Annotated in this window: 1 protein-coding gene (running past one end of the window); it reads left to right on the top strand. The window is 74.3% G+C overall.

Annotation, left to right across the window (positions count from 1 at the left end; all coding sequences use genetic code 11):
- A protein-coding gene (locus ACT54X_RS13200; protein WP_476346934.1) for an LEPR-XLL domain-containing protein crosses the window boundary here: on the top strand, window positions 1-18,321 show its end. Its footprint begins 28,692 nt before the window's first position; the window shows 18,321 of its 47,013 coding nt (coding positions 28,693-47,013); its start codon lies beyond the left edge, outside the window; it ends in the stop codon at window positions 18,319-18,321.

The raw sequence follows: 18,321 nt of genomic DNA, 5'->3' as shown, positions 1-18,321 counted from the left end.
CAGGCCCAGCAGAGCCTGAGCTCGGCCGGCCTGGTGACGCTGATCTCGCGCCAGGGCGCCGTGGCCGAGTCCTTCGCCGACGCGGCGGTGGACGTGGTGGCGCAGCGCCTGACGGTGCGCGCCGCCACCGGCATCGCCGGGCTGGAGATCGCCGTCAACGAACTCGACGCGACCACCACGGGCGGCGACATCGCGCTGCACGACTTCGACGGCGTGGGCGAGAAGTACGCCGGCCTCACCGTGGTCCAGGCCTTGAGCAGCGTGACCGCCGGCACCGGCAACACGCGCGTGGCCATCGAGAGCGAAGGCAGCCTGCTGGTGGACGTGGACGGCCGCATGGCGGGCGACACCGTGTCGCTCACCAGCCACCAGGGCAGCGTGGTCGTCAAGGCACCGGCGGCGGGCGACTCGCTGGCCTACAGCCGCGGCGTGGTCTTCGACGCGGCGCAGACGGTGGAGCTCTACCGCTTCTTCGAGGCGCCCGAGTGGATGGAATACCGCGCGGGCAAGTACTTCGTGTTCGGCACCGAGGCCTCGGGCGGCGAGCCGGTCACCAAGCTGCTGCCCACCACGCTCAGCGCCGACACGCTGATCCTGCAGACGGGCGAGAGCCTGAACCTCAAGGACGTGACGCTCAGCGTCAACCGCCACCTGGAACTGGTGGCGGGCCAGAACGTCAACCTGAGCGGCACCATCGCCGTCAAGGCGCAGCACTACGACGGCAGCGCCGCGCTCGATGCCATCGAGCAGGTGATCGTGCGCGCCGATGGCGCCACGGCCGTGCAGCAGTCGGTGGACGTCAACGCCAGCGGCAGCACCTCGGTCAACGCGCCGGCGCAGGAGACGGGCTTCATCAACCTGCAGGTGGACCAGCTGCCCGCGCTGCGCTTCGACCTGCGCGCGCGGCAGGACATCTTCGTCCACGTGCAGGACGACCTGACGCTCAGCGGCTTCGTCGGTGGGCTGCAGGGCTTCGATCCGGCCCGCAATGTGACGCTGATCGTGGAGGGCACGCTGGCCGTGCAGAGCGGCATCGTGGCCGCGGCCACCACCGGCGGCGTGCTCAGCCTCACGGCGCAGGCCGTCACCAGCGACGGCGCCTCGGTGTTCATCTCCGACCGCCTGGAAGTGCAGACCGCGGGCGACGCCCAACTCAACACGCTGGTGGACACGCTCAAGGTGCGCTCGACCGTGCACGGCGCCATCCGCATCAACGAGGCCACGGGCCTGGTGGTGGAGCTGGCCAGCGCGCGCGACGGCCTGATCGACATCGCCGCCGGCGGCGACCTGTACCTGCGCGAGGTGCGCAACTTCGCCGGCGGCAGCGACATCGACCTGCGCGCGGCCGGCGTCATGTACGTCGACCTGGTGGAAGCCGCGACCGACCTGGGCGCCGAGAAGACCTCCGGCCGCATCACCGCCGATGCACTGCACGGGGTGAAGGAATGGAAGGCCCTGTCGGTCGCCACGCTGCAGCCCGACGGCACCACCACGGTGGTGACCGATGCCTATGACGACCGCACCGCCGACCTCTACGGCTACCAGGTGACGGTGCGCGGCGCGGCGCAGATCACCCAGCTCACCGACCCCGGCAAGCACGGCAATGGCGACGACGTCGAGGTGCGCACCATCGCCGCCGGCGGCTTCAGCTACGACCCGCAGAGCACCGTCACCGAGCATTCGCTGCTGGAGGCCGGCGGCGCCATCGTCAACCTGCAGGGCCAGACGCTCACGCCGGCCGGCGTGTCGGTGGCGCAGGTCAGCACGCTGGCCTTCGGCATCCAGCCGGCGGCGGGGCAGATCTACGCCGTCACCGTCAACGGCCATGCCTACAGCGTGACCGCGGCCCAGGGCGACACGGCGGCCGGCGTGCTCGGCGCGCTCAAGACACGCATCGAGCAGGGCGAGGCCATCGCCGTCACGGTGGATGCGGACAACCTGCGGCTGGTGCTCAGCGCCGAGCAGGGCAACACGCCCTTCACCCTGGCCGGCGTGTCGCTGACGCTGCCCACGCTCGATGCCGTCACCGGCGGCGTGGCCAAGGACGGCGGCAGCCTCGACACCGGGGCCGGCGACGTGGCGCCGGGCTTCGACCAGGCGCAGCACACCAACGTGCTGTTCGACAGCGGCACCGCGCCGCAGTCCGGCAAGCTCTACGGCCTCACCCTGGACGGGCACGACTACCTCGTGCGCCTGGGCACCAATGCCTTCATCGACGTCACCGGCCTGGGCAACGGCAGCGGCAGCCTGGACGTGCTGGCGCTGCAGGCCGACAGCCGCCTGGGCACGGCCAGCGGCACGGCCTCGGGCAACGACGTCACGGTCGACCTGACGGGCCTGTCCGGCATCGTCGCGGGCGCGCACTACACGCTCACCGTGGCCGACGGCAAGCGCTTCGACGTGATCGCCGCCGACGGCGACACCCGCGCCAGCATCGCCGGCAAGCTGGCGGCGCTGGCCGATGCCGACGCCACCATCGCGGCCCAGGCCTCGGGCACGGTCATCACCTTCAGCGCGGGCGCCACGCTGGCGGCCACCCAGGTCGGCGGCAGCTCGATGCAGAGCGTGCAGGCCGGCCAGGCGGGCCTGCTGCAGGACGGCACCACCGAGGGTGGCCGCCACTTCGACCTGAGCAGCCTGCAGGTGCAGCAGGGCTGGCGCTACGTGTTCACCGTGGGCGGCCAGAGCTTCAGCTACACCGCGGCCAGCGGCGACGGCCTGGCGGCCGTGGTGCAGGGGCTGGCGGTGGCGGTCGACGCCCATGCCAGCTACGGCGCCACCGCCACGGTGGCCAGCGTGACCGACTGGGCTTCGCTGCGCACGGCGCTGGCGGCTCAGATCGAGCGCGGCGAGGCCATCGACGCCACGGCCTACGACGGCCGCGTGCTCGACCTGCGCAGCCTGACGGTCGCGGCCGGCACGGCCTACACCATCACGCTCGACGGCACGGCCTACAGCTACACCGCGCAGGACGGCGACAGCGCCCAGGCCGTCACGGCCCAGCTGCTGACGCTGATCCAGGACGGCGGCTACAAGGTCAGCAGCGACTTCGCCGATCCGCAATCGGGCGCCGGCGGCCTGCTGACGGTGCTCAGCACCTCGACCATCGCCTCCGCCTCCACCAGCTTCGGCGCCAGCGTGGCGCAGCGCAGCGTGGTCGGCCTCGCGGCCGAGGTGGCCAACGACGCCTTCGGCACCGCGGCCCTGGGCCAGGCGGGTGCGGCCGCCGCCACCTTCGACACCGACATGGACGCGGGCGCGCAGGTGCAGCAGAAGAGCCATGTGGTCTTCGCCGATCCGGCGACGGCCGGCTACACGCTGGCCGCGGGCAGCGTCTTCACCGTGGAGGTCAACGGCCACAGCTACAGCGCCACCGTGGGCAGCGGCGGCGTGACCGCCAGCTGGGCCTCGGTGCTGGGCGCCCTGGCCACCGCCATCGAGGCGGGCGAGGTGGACGGCGGCCATGCGCTGCTGGACGTGGGCTTCGATGCCGCCACGCGCCAGCTGGTGCTGACGGCCAACGATGCCAACCAGGCCTTCACCGTCGATGACGTGACGGTGCAGCGCCTGTCGCAGACGGCGGTGGCCGGCGGCGTGATCGACGCGGGCAGCGTGCTGGCCGCAGCCGGCCAGGACGCCACGCAGGCCAGCCGCCTCAGCTTCAGCGGTACGCCGCAGGCGGGCGTGGACTACACCGTGCAGGTGGGCGCGCGCAGCTACACCGTGCATGTGGGCGACACCGTGGGCGGCCAGGCCGTCACGGCCGACTGGGCCTCGGTGCTGGGCGCGCTGGAGCAGCGCATCGAGCAGGACGGCGTGGTCTCTGCCAGCGTGCAGGGCAGCACCCTCACGCTCACGGCGCTGCAGGCCAATGCGGCCTTCGAGCTCAAGGGCAGCGTGCGCGATGCCGCCGCCACCCAGGCGCTCACCAAGAGCGGCGACTATGTGCTGATCGTCCCCGACCGCAGTGCCGGCGATGCCAGCCTGCTGGTCAGCGGCAGCCTGACGGTGGTCAACCTGCCCACCTACGACGGCGACAACCTCACGCTCGGCGCGGGCCGCGACCTGGTGGTCGTCTCCGACATCGACGTGGGCAGCGGCGGCACGGTCACGCTCAGCGCCGGCGCCTCGCTCACGCTGGGCGGCACGCTCAGCGCGGGCGCGCTCACGGTGTCGGCCGGCCACGACCTGACGCTCACCACCGAGGTCGGCACGCTGCAGGTCACCATGACCGGCGACGGCAACCTCACGGTGATCCAGACCGGCGCGCTGGAGATCACCGGCATCCAGATGGCCGGCGGCAACATCACCATCGTGGCCGACGGCGACGTGCGCATCGGTGCCATCACCGGCACCGCGGGCGACGTGAGCATCACCTCGCGCACCGGCGCCATCGCCATCGACAGCATGGCCTCGGCCGGCGCGGTCACGCTGACGGCGGCCGGCGCGGTGTCGGCGGGCCGGCTGGTCAACGGCGCGGTGGTCGGCACCATCGAGGCCGACACGCTGACGGTGACGGCCGGCTCGGCCATCGACATCTACGAGAAGGACGGCATGACGGTCACCCAGGCGCTGAGCACCAGCCACGCGGCGGTGCACCTGCAGTCCGGCGGCGCCATGACCGTCGACGGCGCCATCGCCGCCACCGGCAGCGCCGGCATCTCGCTGGTCACCACGGCCGGCGTGCTGACGCTGAACCAGGCGCTGTCCAGCGCCTCGGGCGACGTGACGGTGCGCGGCCAGGGCGGCCTGGCCATGAGCGGCCAGGGCGACATCACCAGCGTCTCGGGCGCGGTGACGCTGGACGCCGGCGCCGGCAGCCTGTCGATGGAAGGCGACACCGTCGTCAATGCCGGCAGCGGCGCCATCTCGCTCGATGCGGGCGGCGCCATCCTGCTGGGCAAGCTGCGCACCACCCACGACGGCGAGCTGCGCATCGTGGCCGGCGGCGTGCTGGACGTGGCCGAGGGCAGCACCGACGTCATCGCGGCCGACGCGCTGCTGTACATCCGCTCCAGCGGCGGCATCGGCGAGGACGGCAATGCGCTGGAAGTGCAGGTGCGGGCGCTGGACTTCGTCAACGCCGGCCACGGCGACGTGTTCATCGAGGAGGTGGACGGCCTGCAGCTGGTGGGCGTGGACCAGCAGGCCGCGGGCCGCGTCTCGATCCTGGCGCGCCATGGCGACATCGACGTGCTGGCGAGCGGCACCGGCGTGCACAGCGCCGGCGGCGACCTGGCGCTGTATGCGGGCGGCAGCCTGCACATCGGCCAGGCGGTCGACACCACGGGCGGCAGCATCGCCCTCACGGCCGAGGGCGGCGACATCTCGCTGGGCGCCACCGTCAAGGCCGGCGGCAGCGGCAACATCGGGGTGCGTGCGATCACCGGGTCGGTGGTCAACGACAGCGCCGCGCTGGGCTGGCTGCGCGACGGCAGCGGCTTCGACGCCGACATCGACTGGATGCTCTCGCGCAACAAGTTCACCATGGACCAGGCCACCGGCCTGATCACCGTGGCGAACCTGGAGGACTACAACGCCGCCTCGCACGTGGCCAACGGCACGGTGCTGCGCAGCGCCGGCGGCCCCATGCTGTCGGCCGCCGGCGGCGGCATCACCATCACGGCCAAGGGCTCGGTGGGTCAGCGCTACGAGGACTTCACCTTCAGCCCGCAGGCCATCGTGGTGGACGCGCAGTCGCTCACCGTCTCCAGCACCAGCCGGCAGGACGTGGTGGTGTTCGCCACCGGCTCCATCGTCGTGCACTCGGACGCCGCGGCGGCCGGCTCGCGCGGCGGCCAGACCGACGTGGCGGCGCTGCAGGGCGAGCAGAAGTTCGTGAGCGACGTGGACGCGGGCGGGCAGGACATCACCATCCGCTCCGACCAGGTGAGCATCGCCGCCGACGTGCGCAGCGCCGGGGCCACGCTCACCTTCAAGCCCTCGGACCCGACCGGCACCGTGGTGCTGGGCGATGCCGGCAGCACCGGCGGCGGCATGCAGCTGAGCAACGACTCGCTGTCGCACCTGCAGGACGGCTTCGGCCAGATCGTCATCGGCGGCACCGACACCGCGCTCAAGGTCTACCTGGGCGGCGAGGGCGTGTCCGGCGGCACGATCCAGGTCAAGGACGACCTGGTCATCCTCAACCCCAACCTGGGCGGCGAGGTCTACATCAACCAGGAGCTGGTGCTGACGCACGACGCCTCGCTGACCATCAGCGGCTCGGGTAACACCACCACGGTCTCGGCCAACGCGTCCTCGGACTCGGACATCACCATCAACGACTCGGTGCGCATCAACGGCGGCACCGCCAGCGCGCCGATCACCCTGCGCGCCGGCACCGACGGCACGGGCAGCCTGCAGCTGGGCAGCCTGCCGTCGCACATGCTCAACGGCAACCAGGACGCCACGCCCGACTACCTGCGCCTGGAGGCGGCCGACAACATCGTCATCAGCGGCACCGTGGGCGGCGACGATGCGCTCGAAGGCCTGACCATCGGCGGCGTGACGGTGGGCAGCGAGGTCAACCTGCCCAACAACGTCACCTTCTACGGCCCGGTCACCGTCAACGGCGACCTGCAGATCACCGCCAGCGGCGTGGTCACCTTCTACAGCGACGTGGTGCTCACCTCGGGCAAGCTGGTGATCCAGGGCGCGAGCCAGGTGATCTTCAAGGGCGGCGTGGTGGTGCAGGGCGGTGGCGACATCGTGCTGCAGGGCGACGAGATCGACTTCCAGGGCGGCGACGAGTCCATCGTGGGCACCGGCACGCTCTGGCTGCGGCCCACCACCACCAGCCTCAACATCGAGGTGGGTTCGCCGATCAACAGCGTGACCAACGCCACGCTCAACATCAACGACCAGGAGGTGCGCAAGCTGGCCGACGGCTTCGGCACCATCGTGATCGGCGGCTACGACAGCAGCACCGGCCATGCCACCGGCACCGGCACCGTGCGCATCGCGGCGCTGACCACGGCGGGCCAGCCGCTACTGCGCGACAACCTGGAGGTCTACGGCCAGAACATCACGGTGGAGGATGCCAACCTCGCCAACCAGACGCTGCTGGTGGAAGGCACGGTCAAGCTCGACGCGATCGGCAACATCCGCATCGGCAACACCATGGAGGCGCGCACCGCCGCCGGCGTGCAGGACATCGTCCTGTACTCGGCCACGGGCTCGGTGCAGCAGTTCGACGCCGCCACCGACGGCGCCACGGGCGAGGCGCTGATCGGCGGCCACCTGACGGTGACCGCGGCCTCGGGCATCAACCTGGGCGCCACCCAGCTCGACAGCGTCAGCGCCACGCACACCGGCACGCTGGGCGACATCACCATCCGCGAGACCGCGGCCGGCGGCGACCTCACGGTGCTGGGCGTGGCCCAGACGCAGGCGGGCGCCAGCGGCAACATCGGCGTGGCCACCACGGCCGGGCAGCTCACGGTGGCGGCTTCGGGCACCGGCGTGCTGCAGGCCGGCAGCGGCAGCGTGTCGCTGACGGCCGACGGCGGCAGCCTGGTGGTGCACCAGGCCATCGCCAGCACCACCGGCGCCGTGTCGCTCACGGCCAGCGGCGGCATCGTGCTGCTGGACGACACCACGCACGACGGGCGCATCGCCACCACCGGCGGCAGCGTGACGCTGCGCGCCAATGGCGGCAGCGCCTCGCTGGGCGGCGACATCGCCGCCGCGGGCGGCCTGGTGGACGTGCGCGCCAGCGCCGGCATCGCCATGGCCGACGGCGCGACCATCGGCTCGGTCAATGCCGGCAACACCGGCGCCGTGACGCTGACGGCCGACAGCGGCGACCTCTCGCTCAGCCGCATCCTGGCGGGCGGGCTGGTGACGCTCACGGCCACCGGCGGCGCGATCCGCGACAACCTGAGCGGCGACGGGCCCAACATCGACGGCGACACCGCCGCTCTGCGCATGAGCGCCGCGGCCGGCATCGGCGCCGCCTCGGCCGCGCTGCAGACCCGCGTGGCCCAGTTGAGCGCCACCAACGGCGCCACGGGCGGCGTGTACGTGCAGGAGGCCACGGCCTTGCGCCTGGTGGCCTCGGGCATGACCGCCATCGACAACGCCGGCAGCGGTGCCATCGTGATCCAGACCACCGACGGACGGCTGGTGGTCGAAGGCACGGTGCGCCAGACCGGCAGCGGCCACATCCGCCTGCGCAGCGGCGAGGCGGCCGAAGGCACCGATGCCACGCTGGAGCTGCGCGCCGACGTGAGCGCCGCCGGCGGCGGCAGCCTCTCGCTGCTGTCGGCCGACGGCATCGTCGGCAGCAGCGCCTTCAAGGCGCAGGCCCTGGGCGGCAGCGCCACCGTGGAGCTGGCGGCCGACGCCGGCATCGCGCTGGACGCCGCGGCCCGCGTGCTGAGCGCGGGCGGCAACATCCGCATCGATGCCGCCGGTGGCGACGCCGTGATCGGCACCGTGGGCACCGGCAGCAGCACCGCGGGCCTGATCGCCATCGGCGCCTCGGGCTCGATCCTGGACGCGGATGCCGACGGCGCCTCGCCGCAGCTGGTCAACCTGACGGCAGGCTCGGTGCGCCTGGTGGCGGGCGGCAGCATCGGCACGGCGGCCAACCGCATCGAGACCTCGGTGAGCACCCTGGCCGCCAGTGCGGGCGGCGGCGGGCTCTTCGTGGGCGAGGAGAACGGCCTGACGATCGGCAGCGTGGCGGCCGTGGCGGTCAACCGCATCGGCGCCGACGGCAGCAGCGTCTCGTCCGCCAGCGGCAGTACCCTGGTGGGCCTGCGCAGCGGCGACGGTGGCGCCATCGTGGTGACCAACGGCCTGTCCCGCGCCGGCGACCTGATCGTGGACGCGGCCGTGACGGCCGGCGGCAGCGGCAACGTGCTGCTCGCCAATGCCTGGACCGGTGCCACGCCGGGCAGCCTGCAGATCCGCGCGGCCGTGAGCTCCGGCAGCGGCGACCTGACGCTGAGCGCGGGCGGCGCCATCGCCCAGGCCGCGGGCATCGCCCTGGCCACGGGCGGCGGCCACATCGCGGTGCTGGCCGGCACCAGCTTCACCATGGGGGCGGGCGCCGTGGCCCAGACCGACGGCGGCAACATCCAGGTGATGGCCACCACCGGCTCGGCCACGCTGGGCCTGCTGGACGCGCGCAGCGCCGCCGACCGCACGGCCGGCAGCCTGAGCGGCCAGTCCGGCTGGGGCTCGGTGAGCGTGCAGGCGGGCGCCTCCATCCTCGACGACGAGGGCGAGACCGTGCCGTCGGTGGACGTGTATGCGCGCAACCTGCGCCTGCTGGCGGGCAGTGCCGCAGGCAACGGCATCGGCAGCGGCAGCAACGCGCTGGAGATCGAGGCGGCCGTGATGGGCGCCGCGGCCACCGGCACGGGCGGCGTGTTCGTGGCGGACGCCAGCGACCTCACGGTGGACACGATGAGCGTCATCGTGGTCAACCAGGTCAGGGTGGACGGCGGGAGCAGCGGCACCTCCGCCGGCCGCATCTCCGATGTGGTCAGCGGCGGCAGCGTGGTGCTCACGGCCGCGGGCAGCCTGACCGTGAACGAGGGCACGGCCAACGACCGCGGCATCGACGCCGCGGGCACCCTGCGGCTGGAAGCCGGCACCGACCTGGCGCTCAATGCCCGCATCGGCGCGGGCGGCGCGGCCAGCCTGATCGCCGGGCGCGACCTGCTGCAGGCGGCCACGGTGGCCAGCAGCGGCACCGGCGCCAGCGTGGAGCAGGTGGCCGGACGCGACCTGCTGCAGACGGCCGGCAGCGGCCAGACCCGCACGGCGGGCGGCAACGTGGTCTTCACCGCGGCGCGCGACGTGGGGCTGGAGCTGGTCGACGCCGGCAGCGGCAGCGTGGCCATCGCGGCCACGGCCGGCAGCATCCTGGACGTGGATGGCGGCAGCGACCTGGACGTGAGCGCCACGGCGCTGCGCCTGACGGCCGGCACGGCCATCGGCAGCGGCAGCAATGCGCTCGACACCTCGGTGGGCACGCTCAGTGCCGCGGCGGGTGCGGGTGGGCTGTTCGTCAGCGAGGCCGACGGCCTGGTGGTGGGCAGCGTGACGGTCGACGCGAGCCGCGTTGCCGCCACCGGGCTGGCCGGTACCGTGGCCGGCACCGCGCAGGAGGACCTGTCGGCCACCGGCGCGGGCGCCATCGTGCTGCAGGTGCAGGCGGGCAGCCTGACCGTGGGCGCCGGCACGGCCGGCACCGCGGGCGTGAGCGCGGCCAGCGGCGCCGTGCGGCTGCAGGCCGCGGGCGACGTGACCCTCGCGGCGGACGTGGGCGCGGACAGCGGCAGCGTGAGCGTGCTTTCCACCGGCGGCAGCCTCGCGCTGTCGGCGGGCGTGGTGATTTCCACCGGCGGCAGCGGCACGCTGGACCTGCAGGCGCAGGGCGGCGTCGCCATCGCCGACGGCAGCGTGCTGCGCACCGGCGGCGGCAACATCCGCGTGGAAGCGACCACCGGCGACCTGACGGTCGGCCTGGTCGATGCGCGCACCGCGGCCGACCGTGCGGCCGGCAGCCTGGCCGGCCAGTCCGGCTGGGGCTCCGTGAGCCTGGTGGCCGGTGGCGCGATCCTGGACAACGCCAGCGAGGCCACGGCGGGCGCCGTCGACGTGCTGGCCTACCAACTGCGCCTGTCGGCGGGCGGCGCCATCGGCAGCGGCGCCAATGCGCTGGAGACGGAAGCGGCGGTGCTGAGCGCCTCGGCCGGCGCCGGCCTCTTCGTCGCCGAATCCACGGCCCTGACCGTGGGCGCGGTGGGCGAGATCGCCGTCGTGCGCGTCGGGCTCGATGGCAGCGGCACGCCGTCGCGCGTCGATGCCGCGCAGGCGGCCTTCACGGCGGGCGGCGCACTGGTGCTGACCACCGCGGCGGGCACGCTCACCGTGCAGACGGCCGGCACCGCCGGCGGCAACCTGCTGCTGCAGGCCGGTGGCACCGGGGCCGACCTGGTGATCGATGCGGCCCTCACGGCCACGGCCGGCCACATCACGCTGGCCGCCGCGCAGGACCTGCGCCAGAACGCCGCCATCCTCACGCTGGGCAGCGGCGCCACCGTCGGCGCCACCGCCGGCCGCGACCTGGTGCAGGCGCAGGGCAGCGGCACCATCGCGACGGTGGACGGCAACGTCCTGCTGAGCGCACTGGGCGGCGACCTGACGCTGGAGTCGGTGGACGCCGGCAGCGGCCGCGTGTCGCTGAGCGCGTCGGGCCGCATCGTCGACGGCGACGCGGCCGGCGACACCGAAGTGGACGTGCGCGCCAGCGCCCTGCGCCTCGACGCGGGCACGGCCATCGGCAGCGGCGCCAACGCGCTGGAGACCACCGTCGCCACGCTGAGCGCGAGTGCCGGTGCGGGCGGCCTGTTCATCGCCGAAAGCGATGGCCTGGCGGTGGATGCCGTCACGGTGGACGTGCAGCGCGTGCAGGCCGACGGCAGTGCCGTGGCCACCCAGAATGCGGCGCAGGAGGACCTGGCCGCCACCGGTGCTGGCGCCATCGTGCTCACCAGCGTCACCGGCGACCTGGTGCTGCGCGCCGGCACGGCCGGCAGCGGCGGCGTGAGCGCCGGCAGCGGCCCCGTGCTGCTGCAGGCCCTGGCCGGCGCCATCACCCTCGACGGGGCGGTGGTGTCGCAGGGCGGCGCGATCAGCGTGCGGGCCGGCACCGCGGTCACGGCCAATGCCGACATCCGCAGCAGCGGCGCCGGCAGCCTGGACGTGCAGGCCGGCAGCGGCGCGCTGACGCAGACGGTGGGCAGCAGCTTTGCCACCGGCAGCGGCGACATCCGCCTGCAGGCGGGCGGTGCGGCCACCCTGGCGCGCGTTGGCACCGCGGGCAATGTGTCGGTGACGGCGGGCGGCGCGATCCTCGACGCCGACACCGCGGGCGACAGCACGGTCAACATCCAGGCCGCGGGCCTGCGGCTGGATGCGGGCGGCAGCATCGGCACCGGCGCCAACGCGCTGGAGACCACGGTGGCCACGCTCTCGGCGCGCGCCGGGGCCACGGGCATGTTCCTGCTCGAATCCGACGGCCTGGCCGTCGGCGCGGTGGCGGCGAGCGTGCAGCGCGTGGCGGCGGACGGCAGCCTCTCGGCCCTGGCCGATGCCGCGCAGTCCGACATCGTCACCACCGGCAACACCGGCGTGGTGCTGCGCAGCACCACCGGCGACCTCGTGCTCGGCGACGGCGGCAACGCCGACGGCGTGGCCGTGGCGGCCGGCAACGGCAGCGGCGCGGGCGGCCATGTGCGCATCGAGGCCTTGGCGGGCCGGGTGATCGCCGACGCGGCCATCACCACCAGCGGCAGCACGGGCGGCTTCGTCACGGTGCTGGGCCAGGCGGGCGTGCGCTTCAACGGCGCGGTGGGCATCGCCACCGGCCTGGTGGGCGGCGTGGACGTGGAATCGGCCCAGGGCAGCATCGTCCAGGTGGCTGGCAACACCATCACGGCCGGCGGCACGGTGCGCCTGCTCGCGGCGCAGGACGTGGTGGTGGGCGTGATCGCGCTCACCTCGGCCACCGGCGGCGTCTCGGTCACCGCCACCGCGGGCAGCATCCTCGATGCCGACGCGGACGGCGACAGCAGCGTCAACATCACCACCGGCAATGTCTCGGGCGGCCTGCGCCTGGCGGCCGGCACCGGCATCGGCGCCGCGGGCAACCACCTGGAGACGGCCACCGTCAACCTCAGTGCCCAGGGGGCCGGCGGCGGCCTGTTCCTGAGCGAGGCCGACGGCGTGACCGTGACCACCGTCTCGGTGGCGGTGCAGAAGGTGAATGCGGCCGGCACGCTGGACGCCGCCACCGTGGACGCGGCCCAGTCGGACCTGCGCACCACCGGCGGCAACGGCAGCATCGTGCTGCGCACCGGCGGCACCGGCACGCTGACGCTGACCGACGGCCAGCCCGGCTCGCTGGACGGCGCGGCCGTCTCGGCGAACGGCAGCGGCAATGTGCTGCTGCAGAGCGCCGGGGCGATCAGCGCCGCAGCCAATGCCGACGTGCTGAGCGGCAGCGGTGCGATCAGCCTGCGTGCGGGCGGCGCCATCGGCTTCGACGCCGGGGCGGACCTCCGCACGGGCGGCGCCGGCACGGTGGACGTGGACGCGGCGGGTGCCCTGGCGATGAACGCCGGCAGCCTGCTGACCAGCGGCACGGGCACGGTGCGCGTGAACGCGGGCACCACGGCCACCGTGGGCCGCATCACGACCGGCGGCACCGTCTCCCTCGTGGCCGGCACGGCCATCGTGGACGCGGACGCGGCGGGCGACAGCACGGTCAACATCGAGGCGGCCAGCCTGCGCCTGCAGGCGGGCACGGCCATCGGCAGCGCGGCCAACGCGCTGGAGACCAAGGTGGCCCTGCTCAGCGCGAGCGCCGGCAACGGCGGCCTGTTCGTGCTGGAGGCCGACGGCCTGACGGTGGGCGACGTGTCGGCCAGCATCAACCGCGTGGGCGCCGACGGCGCGACGACGGTGGTGAGCGATGCAGCGCAGTCGGACCTGCGCACGCTGGGCGGCAACGGCGCGGTGGTGCTGCAGAGCACGACGGGCGCCCTGGTGCTGGGCGACGGCACGGCCAACGGCGCGGGCGCGAGCGTGTCGGCCCATGGCAGCGGCAACGTGCTGGTGCAGGCGCTGGCGGGCAACGTGACGGTGCAGGCGGACGTGCTGAGCACGAGCGGTGCGATCAGCGTGCGTGCGGGCGGCGCCATCGGCTTCGACGCCGGGGCGGACCTCCGCACGGGCGGCGCCGGCACGGTGGACGTGGACGCGGCAGGTGCCCTGGCGATGAACGCCGGCAGCCTGCTGACCAGCGGCACGGGCACGGTGCGCGTGAACGCGGGCACCACGGCCACCATCGGCCGCATCACGACCGGCGGCACGGTTTCCATCGTGGCCGGCACGGCCATCGTGGATGCGGACGCGGCGGGCGACAGCACGGTCAACATCGAGGCGGCCAGCCTGCGTCTGCAGGCGGGCACGGCCATCGGCAGCGCGGCCAACGCGCTGGAGACCAAGGTGGCCCTGCTCAGCGCGAGCGCCGGCAACGGCGGCCTGTTCGTGCTGGAGGCCGACGGCCTGACGGTGGGCGACGTGTCGGCCAGCATCAACCGCGTGGGCGCCGACGGCGCGACGACGGTGGTGGCCGATGCGATGCAGTCGGACCTGCGCACGCTGGGCGGCAACGGCGCGGTGGTGCTGCAGAGCACGACGGGCGACCTGGTGCTGGGCGACGGCACGGCCAACGGCGCGGGCGCGAGCGTGTCGGCCCATGGCAGCGGCAACGTGCTGGTGCAGGCGCTGGCCGGCAACGTGACGGTGCAGGCGGACGTGCTGAGCGGCAGCGGTGCGATCAGCGTGCGTGCGGGCGGCGCCATCGGCTTCGACGCCGGGGCGGACCTCCGCACGGGCGGCGCCGGCACGGTGGACGTGGATGCGGCAGGTGCCCTGGCGATGAACGCCGGCAGCCTGCTGACCAGCGGCACGGGCACGGTGCGCGTGAACGCGGGCACCACGGCCACCATCGGCCGCATCACGACCGGCGGCACGGTCTCCATCGTGGCCGGCACGGCCATCGTGGATGCGGACGCGGCGGGCGACAGCACGGTCAACATCGAGGCGGGCAGCCTGCGCCTGCAGGCCGGCACGGCCATCGGCAGCGCCACCAACGCGCTGGAGACGAAGGTCACCACGCTGAGCGCGAGCGCCGGCAACGGCGGCGTCTACCTGCTGGAGGCCGACGGCCTGACCGTGGGCGACGTGGCGGCCAGCATCAACCGCGTGGGCGCCGATGGCACCACGACGGTGGTGGCCGATGCGGCGCAGTCGGACCTGCGCACGCTGGGCGGCAACGGCGCGGTGGTGCTGCAGAGCACGACGGGCGCCCTGGTGCTGGGCGACGGCACGGCCAACGGCGCGGGCGCGAGCGTGTCGGCCCATGGCAGCGGCAACGTGCTGGTGCAGGCGCTGGCGGGCAACGTGACGGTGCAGGCCGACGTGCTGAGCGGCAGCGGTGCGATCAGCGTGCGTGCGGGTGGCGCCATCGGCTTCGACGCCGGGGCGGACCTCCGCACGGGCGGCGCCGGCACGGTGGACGTGGATGCGGGCGGCAACCTGACCCAGTCGGTCGACAGCGTGCTGAGCGCGCAGGCCAACATCCGCGTGGCGGCCGGGCAGCAGCTGACGCTGGGCCGCATCGTGACCGACGCCGACGTGGCGGCGATCGCCGGCGGCAGCCTGGTCGACGGCGGCAACGGGGCGCAGGCCACGGTGCAGGCCCGGGCCCTGCTGCTGTCGGCCGGCCAGGCCATCGGCAGCGCGGCGCGCGCCATCGACACGCAGGTGCAGCGCCTGGCCGCCACGGCCGGCGACGGTGGCCTGTTCGTGCAGGAGCGCGACGCCCTGGCGGTCGGCCCGGTCGGCGTCACCGTCTCGCGCGTGGCGGCCGGCGGCACGGCCACGGCCCTGGGGGCGGCCACGGCCGATGGCCTGCAGGCCACCGGCAGCGGCGCCGTCGTGCTGGGCAACGGCAGCGGCGACCTGACGCTGGAGGCCGGCAGCGCCGGCGCCCGCAGCGCCCAGGGCGTGATGCGGCTGCAGGCGGCAGGCGAACTGGCCCTGCTGTCGGATGTGCACAGCGACGGCGGCGCCGTCAGCCTGCTGGCCGGCGGCGACCTGCGCACCGGCGCGGGCGTCACCGTGGCCACCGGCGGCAGCGGCACGCTGTACCTGCGTGCCAGCACCGGCGGCATCGCCATGGGCACCGGCAGCCTGCTGCAGGGTGCCGCGGACATCCGCGTGCAGGCGCAGGGCGACCTGCGCATCGCCCGCATCCAGACGGACGGCCAGGTGGCCCTGCTGTCCGACCAGGGCGCGGTGCTGGACAACGGCGATGCGGGCGTGCACGTGCAGGCCGCGGGCCTGGCGCTGCAGGCCCAGTCCGTGGGCCGGGCCGACGACGTCTTCGCCGTCCAGGTCGGCACGCTCAGCGCCCGCGCGGGTGCCGGCGGCCTGCATCTGGACGAGGCCGACGGCCTGACCGTGGGCGAGGTCGGCGTCTCGGTGCGGCGCGTGGATGCAGCCGGCGCCACCACGGTGCTGGGCCTGGCCCAGTCCGACCTGCGCACCAGCGCGGGCGGCGACGTGGTGCTGACGGCGCATGGCGATGTGCGGCTCACCGACGGCCAGTCGTCCGCGGGCGATGGCGCCATCGCCGCCGTGGGCGGCGGCGCGGTGCGCATCCTGACCAGCGGCGGTGGCATCACCGGCGCGGCGGGCGGCGACATCGTGGCCGCCACCGGCGCGATCACGCTGCAGGCCTCGGGCGACATCGACGCGGCCGCGCTGACGGCCAGTGCAGGCATCCTGCTGCAGTCCGATGCGGGCGAGCTGCGCGTGACGCGCAGCGTCGCAGGCGGCGGCGGCAACGTGACGCTGGCGGCCGACCGCATGGAGCTGTCGGCGGCCATCGCCAGCGCGGGCGGCGTGCTGGCCATCCACGGCGCGAGCGCGGGCCATGCCATCGCCATCGGCGACGCTGGCCTGCACGCGGCCCAGCCCGACGCGCTCTACCTGGGCGTGGACGACCTGTCCTTCCTGGTGCCGGGCTTCTCGCGCATCGTGATCGGCAGCGACGCCGCCGGCCAGCAGGTGCAGATCTCCGGCCGCGACGAGGCGGTGCACCTGGCCGACGCGCTGGTGCTGCAGGCGACGGGCAGCGGCGGTCAGACGCTGCTGCAGGGCGCGATCTCGGCCGCCTCGCTGGCGGTGCAGGGTTCGGGTGCGGGCACGACGGCGAAGGACGCCAGCATCCTGGTGCAGGGCGGCATCGACGTCGACGACCTGCTGGTCGTGGCCGGCGAGGTGCACCTGGAGTCGGGCGTGGGCGGTGCCGGCGACATCGTGCTGCACCGGGCGGTGGACGGCCAGGGCGGCGCGGCCGATTCGCTGATCCTGGCGGCCTCGGGCGGCTCGGTGAGCGTGACCGGCCCGGTCGGCCAGAGCACGCCGCTGGACGTGCTGCGCGTGAGCGATGCGGTCGACGTGGTGTTCGAGCGCTCGGTGCATGTGTCGGGCGAGCTGGTGGTCGAGGCCACGGGCAGCGTGGCCTTCAAGGAGGCCGTGACGCTCGGCGGCGGCACGCTGCGCATCGTGGGCGCCGCCTCCGTGACGCTGGCCGACGTGGACGTGGGCACCGGCGGCGACCTGCTGATCGCCGCCGACAGCCTGCGCTTCGACGGCATCGTGCATGGCGCCGGCGATGCCACCGCGACGCTGACCACCGCCACGGCGGGCGGCAGCATCCGCGTGGACAGCACTGGCAACGCGGCTGGCGCGGCCGGCTTGCTCATCAGCGGCGAGACGCTGGAAGCGCTGCAGGGCTTCGCCCGCGTGGACCTCGGCCAGTCGGCCGCCGCGGGCGACGTGCCGGCCTCGGGCGACGCGCTGCTGGCGCTGGAGACCCTTTCGCTGCTGACCACCGGCGAGCTCAACGTGCACGGCCGCGACGTCAGCCTGCGCGGGGCCGGTGCGCTGGACATCACCGGCGTGTTCCAGGTCGATGCCACCGGCGCCATCCGCATGGAGGCGGCGACGGCCCTGGTGCTGCACGGAGCGGGCGCGGCCTTCGCGGCTGGCGGCGACGTGGTGCTGGGCCGTGTCGATGCCGGCACCGGCGTGGTGGCCGTCAGCAGCAGCCGCGGCACCGTGCGTGCGGCGGCCGCGGGCGGTGCGGTCAACGTGGTGGCGGGCGACTTCGTCATGCGCGGCCGCGGCCCGCTGATGCAGGGCGGCCAGCCCACGCTGCCCGCGCTGGTGGTGCAGGCCAGCCGCATCGACGTGGACGCGCCCGATGGCCTGGTGGTGCGCGACAGCGACGGCAGCGTCTCGGCCTTCAACCTGCTGGCCGGCGGCCAGAGCTACCGCCAGCTGCTGGCGGTGGGCCAGCCCACGCGCACGACCTCGCCGATGGACCCGGCCGAGGCGGGCCCGCTGGGTGCCTTCGCGTTGCAGCTGGACACGCCGCTGCGACAGGCCTTCTCGGCCAGCAGCCTGGCGGCCGTCTCGCTGTCGCTGGCCCCGGCCGACGCGGACAGCGCGACGCAGGCCTACCTGGACGGGCTGGCCGGCGGCAGCGTCGCCGTGGCTGTGGCCCAACTGGACGCGGGCGACGCAACTGGCGCGCTGGGCACCGCGCTGGCGCAGTCGCATGTGCTGGGCACCGCGGCGGCGCAGCCCGATGCCGCAGGCACCGCGACGGTGCAGGCGCAACCCTTCGACTTCTGGGAGGACGAAGTGCTGGCGCTGTGA

Source organism: Pseudacidovorax sp. DMC4, assembly GCF_056314265.1.
Note: the sequence above shows the minus strand (reverse complement) of the source record. Positions and strands in the feature narration are given on the sequence as shown.